Origin of the sequence: Exiguobacterium sp. s131, assembly GCF_018617345.1 — a bacterium.
Taxonomy (GTDB): Bacteria; Bacillota; Bacilli; order Exiguobacteriales; family Exiguobacteriaceae; genus Exiguobacterium; species Exiguobacterium profundum.
On sequence record NZ_JACSJX010000001.1, the window covers coordinates 1,634,612 to 1,651,754 of the forward strand.

At 47.6% G+C, this 17,143-nt stretch carries 23 protein-coding genes; 3 read left to right on the top strand and 20 right to left on the bottom strand.

Going from position 1 to position 17,143, the window contains the following annotated elements; genetic code table 11:
* Positions 1 to 13 precede the first annotated feature (13 nt).
* From rsmH to KNO69_RS08485, 6 genes are all read right to left on the bottom strand, one after another.
* Positions 14 to 946 (bottom strand): 16S rRNA (cytosine(1402)-N(4))-methyltransferase RsmH, encoded by a 933-nt coding sequence (gene rsmH, locus KNO69_RS08460; protein ID WP_078146645.1) that lies wholly within the window; start codon positions 944 to 946, stop codon positions 14 to 16.
* 159 nt (positions 947 to 1,105) lie between these two features.
* On the bottom strand, positions 1,106 to 2,662 hold the full coding sequence (gene bshC / locus KNO69_RS08465) for a bacillithiol biosynthesis cysteine-adding enzyme BshC (RefSeq protein WP_214817359.1): 1,557 nt from the start codon (positions 2,660 to 2,662) through the stop codon (positions 1,106 to 1,108).
* Between the two features lie 24 nt (positions 2,663 to 2,686).
* The gene (locus KNO69_RS08470; protein ID WP_047795445.1) at positions 2,687 to 3,046 is read right to left on the bottom strand and encodes a DUF3397 domain-containing protein; all 360 of its coding nucleotides are present in this window, start codon (positions 3,044 to 3,046) and stop codon (positions 2,687 to 2,689) included.
* Complete coding sequence (locus KNO69_RS08475) at positions 3,040 to 3,882, bottom strand: ketopantoate reductase family protein (RefSeq protein WP_214817362.1); 843 nt, start codon at positions 3,880 to 3,882, stop codon at positions 3,040 to 3,042. Before KNO69_RS08475 ends, KNO69_RS08470 begins: the two co-directional genes overlap by 7 nt.
* Positions 3,883 to 3,998: 116 nt before the next feature.
* Positions 3,999 to 4,172: a 50S ribosomal protein L32 gene (gene rpmF / locus KNO69_RS08480; protein ID WP_015881300.1), complete on the bottom strand. Its 174-nt coding sequence runs from the start codon at positions 4,170 to 4,172 to the stop codon at positions 3,999 to 4,001.
* 22 nt (positions 4,173 to 4,194) lie between these two features.
* Positions 4,195 to 4,722: a YceD family protein gene (locus KNO69_RS08485; protein ID WP_015881299.1), complete on the bottom strand. Its 528-nt coding sequence runs from the start codon at positions 4,720 to 4,722 to the stop codon at positions 4,195 to 4,197.
* 156 nt (positions 4,723 to 4,878) lie between these two features.
* Here KNO69_RS08485 and KNO69_RS08490 point away from each other — a divergent pair, with 156 nt between their 5' ends.
* Positions 4,879 to 6,009 carry a tRNA(Met) cytidine acetate ligase gene (locus KNO69_RS08490; RefSeq protein ID WP_214817365.1) on the top strand — a complete coding sequence of 377 codons (1,131 nt, stop codon included), beginning with the start codon at positions 4,879 to 4,881 and terminating at the stop codon, positions 6,007 to 6,009.
* Here the strand turns inward: KNO69_RS08490 and KNO69_RS08495 are convergent.
* The 5 genes from KNO69_RS08495 to KNO69_RS08515 are packed head-to-tail and all read right to left on the bottom strand — an operon-like array spanning position 5,988 to position 8,779.
* Positions 5,988 to 6,980: a SepM family pheromone-processing serine protease gene (locus tag KNO69_RS08495; RefSeq protein ID WP_214817367.1), complete on the bottom strand. Its 993-nt coding sequence runs from the start codon at positions 6,978 to 6,980 to the stop codon at positions 5,988 to 5,990. The two genes, KNO69_RS08490 and KNO69_RS08495, sit on opposite strands and share 22 nt — an antisense overlap.
* Complete coding sequence (gene coaD / locus KNO69_RS08500) at positions 6,977 to 7,471, bottom strand: pantetheine-phosphate adenylyltransferase (protein ID WP_015881296.1); 495 nt, start codon at positions 7,469 to 7,471, stop codon at positions 6,977 to 6,979. The genes KNO69_RS08495 and coaD overlap by 4 nt, the downstream gene beginning before the upstream one ends.
* A 4-nt stretch (positions 7,472 to 7,475) precedes the next feature.
* Positions 7,476 to 8,039, bottom strand: coding sequence for a 16S rRNA (guanine(966)-N(2))-methyltransferase RsmD (gene rsmD / locus KNO69_RS08505; RefSeq protein ID WP_214684548.1), 564 nt, complete (start codon positions 8,037 to 8,039; stop codon positions 7,476 to 7,478).
* Between the two features lie 52 nt (positions 8,040 to 8,091).
* Positions 8,092 to 8,346, bottom strand: coding sequence for a YlbG family protein (locus KNO69_RS08510; RefSeq protein WP_143406649.1), 255 nt, complete (start codon positions 8,344 to 8,346; stop codon positions 8,092 to 8,094).
* Positions 8,330 to 8,779 (bottom strand): YlbF/YmcA family competence regulator, encoded by a 450-nt coding sequence (locus KNO69_RS08515; RefSeq protein ID WP_015881293.1) that lies wholly within the window; start codon positions 8,777 to 8,779, stop codon positions 8,330 to 8,332. The genes KNO69_RS08510 and KNO69_RS08515 overlap by 17 nt, the downstream gene beginning before the upstream one ends.
* Before the next feature lie 132 nt (positions 8,780 to 8,911).
* On the opposite strand from KNO69_RS08515, the gene KNO69_RS08520 reads away from it, so the two are divergent.
* The gene (locus KNO69_RS08520; protein WP_240499802.1) at positions 8,912 to 9,667 is read left to right on the top strand and encodes an ATP-grasp domain-containing protein; all 756 of its coding nucleotides are present in this window, start codon (positions 8,912 to 8,914) and stop codon (positions 9,665 to 9,667) included.
* A 104-nt stretch (positions 9,668 to 9,771) separates the two neighbouring features.
* A complete protein-coding gene (locus tag KNO69_RS08525; protein ID WP_015881291.1) occupies positions 9,772 to 10,134 on the top strand; it encodes a YugN family protein in 363 nt (120 codons plus the stop codon).
* Positions 10,135 to 10,190: 56 nt separating this feature from the next.
* On the opposite strand, the gene KNO69_RS08530 is transcribed toward KNO69_RS08525, so the two are convergent.
* The 9 genes from KNO69_RS08530 to coxB all read right to left on the bottom strand — a co-directional run bounded on the left by KNO69_RS08530 (position 10,191) and on the right by coxB (position 17,127).
* Positions 10,191 to 10,682: a cysteine hydrolase family protein gene (locus KNO69_RS08530; RefSeq protein WP_078146637.1), complete on the bottom strand. Its 492-nt coding sequence runs from the start codon at positions 10,680 to 10,682 to the stop codon at positions 10,191 to 10,193.
* Between the two features lie 144 nt (positions 10,683 to 10,826).
* Positions 10,827 to 11,099, bottom strand: a complete 273-nt coding sequence (locus KNO69_RS08535) for a hypothetical protein (RefSeq protein ID WP_078146636.1) — start codon at positions 11,097 to 11,099, stop codon at positions 10,827 to 10,829.
* A gap of 5 nt (positions 11,100 to 11,104) precedes the next feature.
* Positions 11,105 to 11,719 carry an SCO family protein gene (locus KNO69_RS08540; RefSeq protein WP_015881288.1) on the bottom strand — a complete coding sequence of 205 codons (615 nt, stop codon included), beginning with the start codon at positions 11,717 to 11,719 and terminating at the stop codon, positions 11,105 to 11,107.
* A 21-nt stretch (positions 11,720 to 11,740) separates the two neighbouring features.
* Positions 11,741 to 12,202 carry a DUF420 domain-containing protein gene (locus KNO69_RS08545; RefSeq protein ID WP_015881287.1) on the bottom strand — a complete coding sequence of 154 codons (462 nt, stop codon included), beginning with the start codon at positions 12,200 to 12,202 and terminating at the stop codon, positions 11,741 to 11,743.
* Between the two features lie 24 nt (positions 12,203 to 12,226).
* Positions 12,227 to 13,150, bottom strand: coding sequence for a cytochrome c oxidase assembly protein (locus tag KNO69_RS08550; protein WP_078146635.1), 924 nt, complete (start codon positions 13,148 to 13,150; stop codon positions 12,227 to 12,229).
* 134 nt (positions 13,151 to 13,284) lie between these two features.
* Entirely contained in the window at positions 13,285 to 13,614 is a 330-nt protein-coding gene (locus tag KNO69_RS08555; RefSeq protein WP_078146634.1) for a cytochrome C oxidase subunit IV family protein, read from the bottom strand.
* A gap of 1 nt (position 13,615) precedes the next feature.
* Entirely contained in the window at positions 13,616 to 14,242 is a 627-nt protein-coding gene (locus tag KNO69_RS08560) for a cytochrome (ubi)quinol oxidase subunit III (protein ID WP_015881284.1), read from the bottom strand.
* Positions 14,243 to 16,111 carry a cytochrome c oxidase subunit I gene (ctaD, locus tag KNO69_RS08565; RefSeq protein ID WP_214817876.1) on the bottom strand — a complete coding sequence of 623 codons (1,869 nt, stop codon included), beginning with the start codon at positions 16,109 to 16,111 and terminating at the stop codon, positions 14,243 to 14,245.
* A gap of 38 nt (positions 16,112 to 16,149) precedes the next feature.
* Complete coding sequence (gene coxB / locus KNO69_RS08570) at positions 16,150 to 17,127, bottom strand: cytochrome c oxidase subunit II (RefSeq protein ID WP_214817884.1); 978 nt, start codon at positions 17,125 to 17,127, stop codon at positions 16,150 to 16,152.
* Between the last annotated feature and the right edge of the window lie 16 nt (positions 17,128 to 17,143).

Sequence of the window (17,143 nt, forward strand, 5' to 3'; positions counted from 1 at the left end):
CCTACACTCTCGGTTATTTTTGTTTTTCGGCCACTCTCAACTTAGCAGAGCGTGAACGACGGTTATCTTCAAGTTCTCCCTCACTCGCCACGATTGGCTTACGCGTGATGAGTTTGAGTTCAGGTTCAAATTCTTTCGGAATGACCGGCAACCCCGGTGGTAATGGTGGATGCTGGCTTCGCTCTTTGAACACTTGTTTACAAATGCGGTCTTCTAACGAATGGAACGTGATGACACAGATGCGTCCATTCAATGCAAGTAAATCAATCGCATCTTGAACGGCGCGGTCGAATACGTTCAACTCATCATTGACGGCGATTCGAATCGCTTGGAACGTCCGCTTCGCCGGGTGTCCGCCTTTTCGTCTAGCTGGTGCAGGAATCGCTTCTTTAATCAAGTCGACAAGCTCGAATGTCGTCTCAATCGGTTTATCGGCACGGGCTTGCTCAATCTTTCGTGCGATTTGCTTTGAAAACTTTTCCTCCCCGTATGTAAAGAAAATACGAGCAAGTTCTCCGAACGACCATTCGTTCACAACATGATAGGCTGAAAAGTCCCGTGACCGGTCCATTCTCATATCGAGCGGTGCGTCATAGTTGTAACTGAACCCGCGCTCCGCCTCATCTAGCTGTGGCGAAGAAACGCCTAGGTCGAATAGTACACCGTCCACTTTTGTCACACCACGTTGGGCGAGTTCTTCCTTCAAGTGAACGAAATTGCTCTTTATAAACGTCACACGGCCTTCATAAGGAGCCAATCGCTCTTTCGCATGTGCGAGCGCGACGTCATCTTGGTCGAACGCATATAGTTGACCCGTCGTTAGACGCTTTGCGATTTCTTCACTATGACCCGCTCCACCTAACGTACAATCGACATATACCCCATCTGGTTTGATGTTCAATCCCTCAATGGACTCCATTTTTAAAACCGTTTCATGCTCAAACATTCAAAAAACCCTCTCAACCTACATATTTCAACTGTTTTATTACACTTACTTTATCATAAAAATGTCAAGGTCCGTACAGGTTTTTAGTGAAAAGAGGAAACAAAAAGGTAACAACGAAAAAAAGCTCCTGACAAATGTCAAGAGCTCTCCAAAAAATGATTATAAATAGAACAAACATCGCTCCGAATCGGATTGTTCATATGCCTGTTTCAATCGTTGAAACACATCTAGTCCGTGACGATTTAATATCGGAACCATCGAGAGGATACGTTCTTGAGGGGCATCCATCGGGAACAGTCGGGTCGATAGATGAATCCGTCGTGCATTCAAGCGATATTGTTCTCGCTTCGATTCGGCACGCATCTCATCTGCCAATCGCTCGAGCACATGTCTCGACTTCGCCTCAAATCGTCTTCCTTGTTTCCCTGCCTCATGACTGACGGCCTCCGTGAGCGTCCGGTACGCATATAGCTCTTCTTCAAACGCTTCGTCGTCAAAGGCATGGTCCGGAAGCGGTTGCTTCATATACTGCTCCAATGTCACGCTTTCTTGACGAAGCTTCTTCTCATCATTTCTTGACACGATCAACCCACCAAGACGTGGCAAGAGAAGCGGCATCATCCAGCCCATCTCGTGGAAGAGCGGTCGAAGCTGGAGCCAGTAGGCAATTTCACCGGGACCTGCCACATACCCAAGAGTCGGGAACAAGAAATCCTGCATGAGCGGACGGGAGACCACGTTATTTGAGAAACGCTCCGGATGCACCTCTATCTCTGTGAGCAGTTCGCTTTCAGTGAAGCGATGCCCTCGCTTTGTCGTGAACACGCCATCGACTTTTGTGAGCAGCTCTCGCGTTCCATCGTGATAAAACAGATGGGCCGCATCCTTGTTCAATTCGACCGACGGCATCCCTTCTTCATACGCATGACCGAGCGCTTCATGAAGCGCGTCATGATGCTCGATGAGACGTCGGAACATGGGTCGTTCGAGATCCCGTACGTCTCTCGCGTGCGGGTCAAACAATAAAAAGTCAGACCCGACGAATCGCCGCATCATGCCACCGAAAAAATGAGCGAACGAACGACTCGCTTGAATGAGGTCAATCAACTCACGATACAAATGCGAGGTATACGGTGTCTCTGTTTCATTCAATAGCAGACGTTGCGCCATTTGAACAAGTTCGAGCTTTACCCGTTCGAACTCTAAGTCCCCTATCGATGCTTTTCCTGCAAGCGGTAACGATGACAAGGCATCTTTTTTCAACGTCCTCGAAAACGCCTGTGTCGTGAAGACATGGTTGATTTCAGCAAAGTCATGATCTTCCGTCGCCATCCAGAAAACAGGAAGGACCGGTTTCCCTAATTTCGCTTCGGCCTGCTTCGCCCGTTTGATGACCGCTAACAGTTTGTATACGGCAAACAATGGTCCTCCGTATACGCCGACCTGTTGTCCCGTCACCATCACATACGCTTTTCGCTGAGCGAGTAACTCCAGGTTCGCCTCCAACTCTTCCGAAAGTTCCCCGAACTGTTCTTGTTGCCCCTTGATTATCTCGACGAGCTCCGGCAGATGCTCATAGGTGCGCCCTGAGACCTCCTCGGCACGTTTCTCGATTTCATCCATCCCTCGATAATCGAGCCAGCGACCATATCCATGATCGATTTGAATCATCGGTGATGTGGATGCATATAGCGCATCAAATGCTTCTACCTTCACGTGTAACAACTTCCTTTCAATCAATCAACGAATCATGCCTTGGGCTATACCGATTGCGAATAAAATGGCGTGGGTCGGGACAAGTAGCAAGAAGAGTAACCGCCAGCCATGCACGAACATCTTCGTGAACAGCACTTCCTCATAACGAATCCGCTGCCAAATCGCGTTGATCGGGAAAATCGCACAGCACGCTGCGAGCAATAACAGCAACATATCTGTCCCGACGATGGCCTCAAGTAAAATACTGCATGCATAAAACCAAAGGATGACTCCGGCATCGCATGCGAGCTTGAATGAGTTGATTGATTTCGGCATAATTTTTCTAAGTATCATATACACCATAAACCATAAGATGAGTGGAAATGAAACGATATACACTAACACGATGCGCTCGCTCCTAGAATCAGTTTATGTAATAGCGGAATGACAGTGAGAGAAATCTGCATTTGTTCGGCTTTTTCAATCACCGGTTTCAAAATTGCATCCACCTCGGTCGGCCGACCTTCTTCAAGGTCGCGCAGCATCGAGGAGCGATTCTCTGCGGTACGTTCGACAATCGTCTCGATGTAGGAATACGAGACGTGCTGCGCAAACAACGGTATCAACTCATCGTAAATCGATTGTGCGATTTCACGATATGGTGAGCCGGCGAGTGCGCCGTTCGGGACCCGGCATAACGCTGTAATGGGATTGATGATGGCATTGGCAAACAATTTTTCAATGACGACTTGCTCAATCTCTTCTTCCCACACAATGTGAAGTGGGCTCTCTTGAAATGATAGAGGGTGTAGTACCGATGTGCTTCCAATCCGAATCCGTCCGAGCCCACGATGCTCAACCTCATGACCACGCTTCGTCACCCCATGCTCGACGACACCTAAATGAAACCCTCGACGTTTCGCATATTTCAGATGGGCAATCCCATTCGAACAAATAAAGACGGGCACCTTACCCGAGAGGCGAGCCGTCGCTTCCTCGACTTGATGGGCTTTTGTCGTGACAAAAAAGAGATCCTCGTCCGTTTCTTGAAGCGTCTGACTGGAACGGAACGACACACGTGCCGTCCCTTCCGTCACGCCGGTCCGTGTGATGACAAGTGGATCAGATGACCCGCTTCTTCCGTAGAGCGTCACGTCGTAATCATCTGCGAGCAAAGATGCCATCAATAATCCGACCGCTCCGTTTCCGATGATACCAATTCGTTTGATGGAGTTCATCATGGTCCTCCTCCTATTCGAACTATTTTCGCACAAAAAGTTTACCACATCTTTTCGCCATGACCCAAAAATGACAAACAAAAAAGGAGCGACCTGAGAACAGGTCACTCCTTCAAGCATTATTTGCTTGTTACTTCTTTACCGTTGTAATGTCCGCAAGATTTGCAAACACGGTGTGAAAGTTTCATTTCGCCACAGTTCGGGCACTCGTTCATACCAGGTACGTTGAGTTTGAAGTGAGTACGACGAAGACGTTTGCGAGTTTTCGACGTTCTACGGAATGGTACTGCCATCGTTGTCCACCTCCTTGATAAGTTAACCTTCCTCGTTCTCTTTTTTCGAGAACAGGTCGGCCAGTCCCGCGAAACGCGGGTCAATTTTTGGTTGGGCTTCGGGCTGTTCGTCAGTAAGCGTCCAGCCTTCTCCTTCAACCTGAGTTTTGTCTGTTTCGTTCCCGTAAACTTGCATCGGGACGTCTAACATGATGAGCTCTTTTACAATCGGTACAAGACTGATCGTGTTTCCTTCTGGCAAATTCACGTCATCGAATTGCTCCGTATAACGCCCATTCTCCAAAAAGAAAGGCTCGAGCGATTCAATATCGAATTCATAAGTGACATCTTCTAACGTTCGCGCATCTGGCAACGTCAGGTCACCTTGAATCTTCAGATTGAATGTAACTTGATTAGATGTGAACGATGCATCCCCGTGCACATGCACCGGGCGAATCGAACGGATATCCGGATGGAGCTGAGTCAGCTCTGGTAGTTCTACCATCTCATCGATTGTAAAACCGTCACCCTGGTTTCGGAGCTTAAGTAGCTGTGCAATAGACCATTTCATCCGAATCACCTCAATTGCAACAATATGAATTATAGATAGGCCAACTTGTTTTGTCAATGTTTTTTCTTTACACTAAAATCAGTTGACGACGGCGCTTTGCCAAAGCGTACTTACTCATCTTACACCAATCCATACGACAATGCAAAGGAGTAAATCATGCAAAAGACGGCCATTATTGCAGAGTACAACCCGTTTCACAACGGGCACTATTATCAAGCGCAAACTGCACGTCACGAAACCGGGGCGGATGTCATGATTGCCATCATGAGTGCCCAGTTCACTCAACGGGGCGAACCCGCCTCGTTCGACAAGTGGAAACGGGCTAAGGCTGCCGTCGAGAGCGGTGCAATCGATCTAGTCATCGAGTTACCAACCCAGTACGGGGTCCAACGCGCCGACCGTTTCGCTAAAGCCTCCGTCTCGATTGCTGAACAGCTCCGTTGCCAGAGGCTATCGTTCGGGAGTGAGAGCGGGGATATAGATGCAATCCTCCATGCAGCCCGTTCACATGTCGAAGAGACGTCACGTTACAAAGAGGCGCTTCAAGAAGCATTACATGAAGGACACTCGTCCGCTCAAGCTTCGAGTCGAGCTTTCCGGACCGTTTATCCCTCATTTGATTTGACGCGACCAAACAACATTTTGGGCTATCATTACGCCAAAGCAGCAAAGATGATTCAGTTACATACAGTCAAACGGCTCGGGGCTGATTATCACGATCCTTCATTAATGGACGTCATGTCGGCAACGGGTATTCGGGCTCATTACCTAGACACCGGTGAAGTTCGTGCCGTTCCGGCATCGACTGAAGCGATGTTTCGGACACAACCGATGACACATTGGGAACACTATTGGCCCGTCTTACAATTCAAACTGAGAACCTTGCCACTCCACACATTGACGGAGCTCGTAGGAATTGATGCTTCTCTCGCACCTCGTCTTAAGCAGGCGGGAGTCGAGCCTTCATTCGAACGTGCACTTGCTACCGTGTCGACACGCCGCTACACGCGTACCGCCATTCAGCGGGCGTTCGTCGCCGTACTGCTTCACTGGTTAAAAGTCGAGGCACCGACACGCTTTGACGAAGTCCCTTACGTGAGACCGCTCGCCTTCAACGATCTCGGACGACTTGCGTTACGAGATGTGAAGGATGACGTGCCACTCGTCAGTAAGTTCGATGCCCGGCTCGATTTCGAAGCTCGTGTCACCGAAGCATATCGACTCCCGCTTCAAGATGATGCATTGATCGAGCACCGGCAACGCCCTCAGTTCATCTCTTCTAAATAACGAATCGCATCCTCGACCGTCTTGACAGGGACGACTTCAATGTCACTGTTTAGGCGGTCTCGTGATTCCAGCGCCTCTTCATAATTTGAACCGGCCGGCACAAAGAAGACTTCCGCTCTTTCCTCGTCGGCGGCGACAATTTTCTGCCATGCACCTCCGATAGGTCCGACATTCCCTTCCTCATCGACCGTTCCGGTTCCGGCAATCCGTTTTCCATTTGCCAAGTCACCTGGCGTCAATTGATCATAAATTTCTAATGTGAACATCAATCCTGCAGACGGACCACCGACATTCGTCAAAGCGACATCGACTTCAGGATCAGCCGTGATTTCTTGAACGGGAAGTGGCTCATAGATTCCAATTCCGACACGATCCCCGCTTTGATCGATCGGCTGAATGAGCGTTTGCACGACACGTTCTTCGCCGTCTCGTTCAATCGTCAACTCCACTTCATCGCCCGCCTCAAATTCCGATATGCGATTCAAAAAGTCGACGCGAGTGGCAAAGGACATCCCATCGATGGCCGAGATGACATCACCCGGCTTCAACACATTGGCCGCAAGGGACCCAGGAATCGGAGCAGATACATAAATTCCCTCGAAATCAACCGTCACGTCTTGATCTGCTAATTGATAGGCGTATTGGATTGCTGCTTGTTGAGAAGAGTCCATCAATAATTGTTGGCGACGTTCATAGTCTGCCTCACTCTCCCCATCGTATAAATAGCGACTGGATAAATTCGCTTCCGTGAACGGGGTCACCCAACTTTCCACTAACCAAAACGGAGTCGCACGGCGTTGTGAGATCGTCACCATCATCAGTTCCCCATCCTCTTTTTCGCCACCTTGGACGGTCAGGAACTCTTCAATTGAGGTCGCCGCTCCGGGTGAAGAGATGTAGTAAGGAAGTGGGACGAACAGGAAGAGAAGAACTGTGACGAGTAAACCGAGACCGATCTTTAACGATTTCATTGTCCCGAACTCACTTGATACTTTTTACGTAAGGCAATTTCAACCTGTTCCGGTACGAGCTCACTGACCGATGCCCCATATTTCGCCACTTCTTTGACAATTGACGAGCTGAGGAACGAATATTGACTATTCGTCATCATGAACAACGTCTCGACGTTCTCATTCAATTTTTTGTTAATTGATGCGATTTGAAGCTCGTATTCGAAATCTGAGACTGCACGGAGCCCACGGACGATCGTCGCCGCTTCCCGCTCTGCGGCGTACTCGACAAGCAATCCACCGAACGCGTCGGCCGACACGTTTGGCAGATGTGTCGTCACGTCTCGGATCAGTCCCAGTCGTTCTTCCACATCAAACAATGGGGCCTTGCTTGAATTTTCAAGGACGGCGACAATGACCTCGTCAAAAATGGCCGCCGCTCGTTCAATAATATCTAGATGTCCGTTCGTGATGGGGTCAAAGCTACCCGGACAAATCGCAATCCGTTTCATCGTGTCACTCCTCTGATGCGTACTCATAGAAACTGATGGTGATGACATCTGAGTATCGCTGTTCTTTAATTCGTTCAAATCGTCCTACTCGTTCCGGTAACGTCACGTCGCTTCCGTGTTCACAGACGATTACGCCGATATCCATCAAGAGATTCGACTCATCGATCATTTGTAAGAACGCCACATGTTCTTCCGCATGATATGGAGGATCCATAAAGATGAGCTTAAATTGTTCCTGTTGAACCTTGAGCTGTTCGAGTACCGCCTTGGCGTCTTGACGATATACTTTCCCTTTCACTTCATAATGGGTCGCTCGTAAATTCTCTTGAATCGTTTGGACGGCTTTCGGTTGACGATCGACAAAAATAGCTTCGTCACAACCTCGTGATAACGCCTCGATTCCGAGCCCACCACTGCCCGCGTACAGGTCTAGTGCTTTCCCGCCTGAAAAATAAGGTCCGATGATGTTGAATAACGATTCCTTCACTTTATCGGTCGTCGGCCGTGTCGCCGTTCCTGGGACCGCTTTTAAACGGGTCCCTTTTCGTTCTCCAGATATGACACGCATGTCTTTCCCTCCAGCAGAAAAGATGAAGGTGATGCCACCTTCATCTTTTTGTTTATTTCGATTTTGTCTCGTACGTTTCGGAAATGAATGGGCGTTCGCTTCGAACGACCGCTTCCACAAACGGCAATGCTTTCACTTGTTCGAGTACGGCTTCATGACCTTCGAGGTCAGTATAAAGAAACGCATACTTCTCTCGTTTTGAGACAAAGTAAAGATTCGCATAACGTCTTAACGCTTTCACTTGTTTCAAGGAATTCACGTATACGACGAAGCCAATCCGTTCATTCAACTTAGACGGCGCATCCACAACTTCCGCCTCCTCCGCAGCTACCTCCACCAGAACATCCACCTTCATCAAAGAATGGATTACCGGTCGGGACCTTGATTTTAGGAGAGACTGAATGAGCGAGTAGTTCACTCACTTCCCCTAACAACTTATCCAAGCTTCGTTCCGCTTTTTTGAACGCAGCGATTTCCGGCTGAACATCGAGACGACGTTTGATGAGATGCATCTCTTTTTTGATGCGGTCGTGGTCCGGATGATGCTTTCCGAATCGCTGGACATACTCATAGTCCTCTTTCATCTTCAAGAACTCACGCTCGATTTCCTTTGCTTCTTGTGATGCGAGACGTGCCGCTTTCGTTTGAATATATGTTTGAAACGATTCGCTTGCTTCAATCAAATCGGTCAATTCTTCTGTTTGATCGAGCAGGGCAATCGTCTGTTCAGTGATTATCATACCCCTCACCCTTTCTGCCATGATTTTACCACAATTGTTTCCCTATGTAAGCAATCCACACTATAATTGAAGTTGACCGCAAGGCGTTCCATGTAGAAAGGAAGTGAACAGACGCAACCGATGCGTCTACGTATGAAAAAAGTTTCTTTTAATATGATCCGATCGGCCGGTATCAAGACGGATTATGCGAAACCCGAATATTATTTCGATCAGCTCGATAAGGTTCGCGCTGCCGACCTCGTCCTGTTCCCTGAATATTGGATGGTCAATTCCATCATCTACGGGATGAATAAAGCAATCTTCCCATCACCTGCGACTTATCACCTCGGGCACGACAAGATCGAGATGACGCGCGCCTTTAAAGCGACATATCCGCATCGGATTCCGAAGACATTGATTTATGGAAAGAACCCATACACGATTGAACGCGTGTTGGAAGAATTCCACTACCCGTTCGTCGCCAAAAAAGCCAAATCCTCAATGGGTCAAGGGGTATGGTTAATCAAAAATGACCAAGACTGGTTAGAATACGTCGAGAATCATGATACGTTCTATGTCCAAGAGTTCATCCCGAATGATCGCGACTTACGCATCATCGTGATTGGAGAAGAGGTAGTCGGTGCCTATTGGCGTGTCAGTGAGGCTTTTTTAAACAATGTCGCTCAAGGGGCTAACTTCTCGTACGAAGACATCCCGGAAGACGTCGTCCAAGAAGTTCAATCGATTGCCAACACGTTATCTATCAATCACGCAGCGTTTGACGTCATCGTGACGGAAGAAGGATTTTACATTTTGGAATTCAACGTCTTTTTCGGATCAGAAGGACTGCTACCTCTTGGCGTGAAACTCCCTCAAAAAATCGAGGAATACTTAAATTCACTCGGCTGATTAATCGTTCATCTTTTTTTCACAATTTGAACACACGTTATTCCAAGAACGTTTTTGAATATGGTATGATGACATATGAGGTTTATTCGAAAAGGGGGATTATGATGAAATTTGAGCAGTTCCACATCGAGGGAAAAGAAATCCGTTTTGGTTTGCTCGAGACGATCATGGATCATCATCATTTCATCCGTGAAGGTGCTTGGGATTACGAGCGTGCCACGTATGACATGAAATATGAGAAACAATCGACTGGCGAAACATTCTATCTTCGCTTACCTGTATACGCGATCGAAGGTCAAATCGAAGATCGTCACGCTGTTGTCAAAATGCTTACACCGATTTTAGGAAAGCATTATTATCCACACGGTGTTGAATACGATGAAGTCTTCCCAGAAGAAATCGTCCGCGACTGTGAGCGCCGTCTAAAAGCACTCGCAGAAACATTAGAAGTCAAACCCCTTGCATAAGCGAAGGGGTTTTTCTTATAGGCTCACATAAGTCGAGTCAAACGTTGTTTGGCAATTTACGCCGACAAGTCCTTTGATTCGATGATCACGCACCCTTTACTTTTATAATATATAATCATATCTTCTATTTTTTTCAAATCGTAGCTCGTGATGCAATCCGAGAAGACGCTAACGGCATAGTCAGATTTCCGCAGATTGTAGCAAGTCGACTTCACACAGGCGGTCGCATCAGCCCCAGTGATATAAAACGTATCGATGTGATGCTGTTCAATGAACGTCACAAACGCTTCGCTCGTCAAAGCGTTGCCCTTGTATTTTGTAAACACGTGATCGGACACGAGCTTCAAATCTGGTGCTAATTCCGCTCCTCGCGTTCCTGTTTTGAACGTTCTCGTCCCCGCCGATAAATTTTCATGCCGGATATAGACGATATGTAATTTCTTTTTGACCGCCCAATCGATTGCTTTATTGATGTTGTCGATGATTGCTTTGTAATTTTTCGTGATGTCATTTTGAATGTCAATAACGACTAAAGCCTGGTTCTGCATATTTCACCCTCCTCCATTTCTAAAAACGAACATTTGTTCGATTTAGTATTTAGTATAGCAAAGTTCGCCTCTGGAAGATATAGTCATGAGAAACACAGCGTCGAGCATATAAAAAAAGAGGCCCTTTGCGGGTCCTCCTTTATGTCATGTCGCAATGACGGTCAACGTCACATCGACTTGACCGAGCAATAAATCGAATTGGTCTCGAACATAGCGATACAATCGCTCTGCCTCGACGAGTGATAATGGTGCAATGATTTGATAATCATAGTGGTCTTTCGAGCGAGAGACGACTTTCACTTCTTTCAAGCCGAATTCAATCGCGCTACACGCGATCAAATCTTCAATCGCCCGTTCTGCAATCGTCACGTCTCCGTATGAATAGTCATTCCCAATCACAGCCATCGTATCGTTCATGGTGATCACTCCTTTTCATTCGCGAGCACTTTAACGTCCTCCATGATAGATTCGATATCGACCGGTTCATCCCCTGCCGTTGCCATCTGCGCGACAGCCCGGACATCATGATGGCGGTCGATGACGTACATCGTCGTCGCATGCGTCACGAGTCCGCTGTTCGCCTTCGAATAATAGAACTGTAGCTGGCGCGTGATCCGATCGATGTCTACCTGGTCTCCCGTCAACATCTTCCATCCAGTCGGCTCCGCTTGGAATGCTTCCCCGTAATTTTTCAGAACGGGCACGGTATCCACCTCCGGGTCAACCGTGATCGCAACGAGTTCTACGTCCGATCCGTATAAGTTCTCTTTTTTCAATTCTTTTTCGAGCTTCATGAAATCACGTAACGTGAGCGGACAAATATCTGGACAGTTCGTATAGAAGAACGTCACAATCTTCACTTTTCCGTTGTCGGAATCATAGGTCTCTTCATTTAATGCGTTCGTTAATGTGAACGGGGTTGGCTCTTGAATGACGGGTAGGTCGTCTTGATTGAAGAAAACAAAATACACGGCTACTCCGATGACGACAAGCGTCAAGACGGTCAAACCGACCGTCAAATAGCTATTCCGTTTCATACAGCTCTCCCTCTCTATGGATCATCCTCCGATTATCGCGCGGAATACGTTCGTCGTTTCACCTGGGTCATATGCCACATAGAGAAGAATGTAAACCGTCACACCCGTAATGGCCGTGAAGAACCAGACGACTGACGCTTTCGGTCCGATTTTCCGGTGTTTCTCGATCTTGTTTTTATAACCGAGATAGAGCGTAATCAATCCGAGGATACCACCTGTTGTCGCGAGAAGAATATGGAAAATCATAAAACCGAGATAGAACGGCTTCACTGAATCCGGTCCTCCGAATGCCGTGTTGCCGACAAAAATGGTACGTGAGACGTAAAGGATGAAGAACGTCGTCGCTGCAATCGCGGCGGCCGTCATCACCTTTTTATGTTTTTCGATGTTGCTGCGGTCTTTTGCGATAATCACCCACCCGATGGCGACAAGAATCGCACTGATGACGATGAATGACACACTAATTAAGGCAAGATAGTTCATCAATGTTTCCCCTTTATGTTCTGTTTAATTTTTTTCATTTGTTTCTTGCGGAGTGAATGACATGCCTTCATCAAGAGCAAGCGATTTCGTCCGACGCACCCAGCCGAAGAACGTCCAGCCGAAGAAGAAGCCGTACACGATCTCTTGACCGAGCTTCATGAGAACCCCACCGAATCGTTGATCTTCGAGCGCGCTGTTCGTCGCTCCCATCAACGCCTCTAAATCGATTCCAGAAACGTCACCGTTCGGGAGACAGTAGCCAAGGACTGTCGCAAACGTCTGCGGGTCCGTATACGCATTATAGAGCGTCGTTTGACTGAAGATGATGAGCGCACAGGCAGGTGTCAATAAGACCCCGTTGGCGATAATGTACACCATTCGTTTCAAATCGGACATGCCTTCCTCTTCGTCTGAGACGAGTGGAACGATGACCGGATACCACATCGTCAAACTAAAGACGAGAAGGGCACCGTGGAAAATCCGGTGAACGCCATAGTTCGTCAAGACGTAGTCAAATACGACCGGCATATGGTAAATCGAGAACAATGCGTTGAATAAAATAAGCGCAATCAGTGGCTTCGTCAAAAACTTGAACGTCGGCCCAATCCATTTGAAGCTAAGTACTTTTTCAAACACCCAGTACGGTAGACCGTAAACGACGAGTGCCGGTGCCAAAATATAGACGAGCACCATTTGGAACATATGCACCGATAAAATGATATGTGCCATGACATCGATTGGACTTCCAAAACCGATGTAATACAAAACAATCGCAAACAACATACTAAACTTTTGTAATAACGTGGTCGAGGCATATCCTCGCTTCGCCATTCTCTCTGTCACGACGGCGTATAACACATAAATCCCGACCATGAGCAATCCGAACAGCGGACTCCATAACGTGAGCCAATCAAATTGATTGAGCAGCTCCGACGTATTCCAGAGCATCCGTTCACCCCTTTTCTTTCTCTCCCTAACCTTTGAAACCGTTCACTTCAAGATTACTATTCATTCATTTTTGAAGTAAAGGAAAAAGGACCGAATCATCCGTGTTTCCACAGATGTTCAATCCTTTGTCACAATTACCAAATGAGTAAGCGGAGTGCAGCGACCGTGATGATGGCGACAAAGATGCCTAGCCACATCATGACAACGATCCATGTGTTCCCACGGTTATTCATATGCATGAAGATATATAACTGTAGGAAGACTTGGATGACCGCCAAGATGATTAAGAAACCACCTGCTGCCCACACTGGCATCAATTCCGCATAGACGGCGCCGAATGCCACGAATGTGAGTAAAATCATCATTGCGAAACTGATCAATTGAAGCTGATACTCACGTTTCGACTCTGCTTTTACTTCAAGCTCTAACTGCTTGTGAGATTCGTTCATTACTCGTTTTTCCATATTAGTTCACCATCCCTAAGAGGTAGACGATTGAGAAGATGAAGACCCAAACAACGTCGATAAAGTGCCAATATAGACTCGATACATAGAACTTTGGTGCATTGTATACATCGATCGGACGGTTCCAGTTACGAATCAAGAGTGTCGTAATCCAGAGGAGACCGAACGTTACGTGCGCACCGTGGAAACCAACCAACGTATAGAAGGCTGAACCGAATGCGCTCGATGTGAACGTGTGACCGATGTGGTAGTAGTGAATGAACTCGTAAATCTCAGCACCAAGGAAGCCGGCACCAAGAAGGAGTGTGACAATCAACCAAAGCTTCATACGCCCTGGATTGTTTGCTTTCATGTTCATCATCGCAAGGACACTTGTAAGTGAACTTGTGAGGAGGAGCATCGTCATGATGAAGACGAGCTCCATTTCGAAAATGTTATACGAACGTAATTCCTCTGGCGCACCAGAGTTCAAGAGACCAACGTATGTTCCAAAGAGCGAGGCGAAGAGGACTGTCTCTCCACCAAGGAAGAACCAGAAGGCCACATATTTATTTTTCCCTTCCAGTGTTGCTTTCTCTGGATTGGCCGGGATACCGGTCACTGGGTGTTTTTCAACTGCATGTGCCATTTATTGTTCTCCTTTCTCACGAATCGCTTTCAAGTCTGCTTCGACTTGTGACTTCGGAATGTAGTAGCCGTGATCGTCAATCCAAGAACGTAGGAACATCGAGACGAACGTCATCGCTAATCCAAATCCAATCAATGACCAACCGACGACCGTGTTATCCATCTGGAAGATGGCACCGAGTCCTGCGATAAAGAGGCCGAGTGACATGAAGAACGGAATGAGCGAGTTATTCGGCATGTGAATGTCCGAAACTTCCTCAGCGACTGACACGCGTTTGTTGCCTGCCATTTTCTCGAGCCAGAACGTATCAAGTCCTTTGACGAGTGGTGTTTGTGCAAAGTTGTACTCTGGAGTCGGAACAGGAAGTGTCCACTCAAGCGTACGTCCGTCTCCCCAGTGGTCTGGTTTGACGCGGTCTTTCGATAAGAAAGCTTTCACAACAGCGATGAGCAAGACAATCGTTGACACACCCATGAAGAATGCACCGATTGTCGAGAGCATGTTGAGTGTATCCCAACCTTGACCATCGAGGTATGTGAAGACTCGACGTGGCATACCGAACAATCCGAGGAAGTGTTGCGGGAAGAACGTCAAGTGGAACCCGATAAAGAACAACCAGAACTGCCAGTATCCAAGCTTTTCAGAAAGGGCTTTTCCGAACATGAGTGGGAACCAGTAGTAAAGTCCTGCGAAGAGACCGTATACAACCCCACCTACGATAACGTAGTGGAAGTGAGCGACAACGAAGTAGCTGTCGTGGTACTGATAGTCAGCCGGTGCGACTGAAAGCATAACCCCTGTCATCCCACCAACGAGGAATGAAGGAATGAACGCGACTGAGTAAAGCATGGCGACGTTGAATTTAATTTGACCGCCCCACAGTGTGAAGAGCCAGTTAAAGATTTTAACACCAGTTGGTACGGCAATCGCCATCGTTGCAACAGCGAAGATCGAGTTGGCAACTGGACCAAGACCGACTGTGAACATGTGGTGAACCCAAACCATGAATCCAAGGAAACCGATGAGCATTGTCGCGAAGACCATCGTCGTGTAACCGAAGAGGCGTTTACGCGCAAATGTCGGAATGATTTCCGAGAAAATACCGAATGCCGGTAAGATCAAGATGTATACTTCCGGGTGACCGAAGATCCAGAAAAGGTGTTCCCAGATGACAACGTTCCCGCCAAGTGCCGGGTCAAAATAAGCAGCTCCGAAGAGTCGCTCGAACATCAACATGAACAATCCGACCGTAAGTGGTGGGAATGCGAAAACGATCAATGCCGATGCAACGAAAGTCGTCCATGTGAAGAGTGGCATACGCATGAGTTTCATTCCTGGCGCACGCATGTTCAAGATGGTGACGAGGAAGTTAATCCCGGCCATCAATGAACCGAAACCTGAAATCTGAAGACCGAGAGTGTAGAAGTCTACCCCTGTCGCTTCCGGTTGTGTTGAAAGTGGAGCGTAAGCCGTCCACCCTGCGTTTGGTGCTGCTCCGAAGAACCAGCTCAAGTTAAGCATGACTCCACCGAAGAAGAACAACCAAAAACCTAATGAGTTAATGAATGGGAACGCAACGTCGCGTGCCCCGATTTGAAGTGGTACGACGGCGTTCATGAAACCGAATAGCATCGGCATGGCCGCAAGGAAGATCATCGTCGTCCCGTGCATCGTAATCAACTGGTTAAACGTCTCACCGCTGACGAAATCGTTCATTGGTTTGACGAGTTGCCAACGAATCAGTAATGCTTCAATTCCACCGAGAAGGAGGAAGAAGATTCCTGAGAACAAATACAAAATACCGATTTTTTTGTGGTCAACCGTCGTAATCCAATCCATGATGCCATTGTATTTACGCGATTGCTGCATTGCAGTGGTCTGTGCCACGTGAAATCCCCCTTTTCCCGTTAGTCAATCTTCTGCTCATACAAGAAGTCAACGAGTGCATCTAATTCTTCGTTGCTGATTTGACCTTCATTGAATCCTGGCATAAGAGCCCCTTGTTTCTTCTCTTGCGGGTCACGAATCCACTCTTTCAAGTTGTCCTCGTTGTTTTCGAGGTAACCTGCGAGCCATTCACGATCACCGAAGTTCGTCAAACTTGGTGCCACTTTACCGCCGCCGTGACAGCTCAAGCAGCTTTGGACATACACTTCTTCACCTGTCGTCAAGTTCGTGTTGTCTGCGACGAGATTCTCACCGTTCTCGTCTTGCTTGGCTTTCATGTCAGCGAGCCATTGATCATATTCTTCTTGCTCGAGCGCGATGACTTTAAAGTCCATAAGGGCATGTGACGGACCGCAAAGCTCAGCACATTTCCCGTAGTAAGTACCTGGTTCATTTGCATGTAACCACATTTCGTTATCAAGTCCTGGGTTCGTATCTGTCTTACCAGATAAAGCTGGTACCCAGAATGAGTGAATGACATCTTTAGACGTCAAGTTGATGCCGACTCGTTTTCCGACTGGAATGACGAGCTCTTGCCCTGTCACAACACCTGCTTCTGGATATTCAAATTCCCACCAGTACAAGTTAGCTGTAACGTTGATTTCTTCTTCTTTTTTCGCTTCTTTCGCTTTCGCGAGTTCGACAGTCGTCGTGATTGTCGGAACAGCGAGAATGATGAGAAGGATAATCGGAACGACTGTCCAAATCATCTCGAGTGTACTGCTACCTTCAACTTGCTTCGGAATCGATTCATCTTTCCGACGGAACTTCATGAGCACGTACACGTAAATGACCGAGACGATGATGAGTACGAAGAGCATGATTGCCAAACTGATGAGAATGATGCGGAGCTGAAGCTCAGCCCCTTCTCCCATCGGCTTCAATGCAGACAATCCCTCTTGACCGCAACCTGATAACAGGACTGCGAACATCATCATCGGGACGATGCCAAAC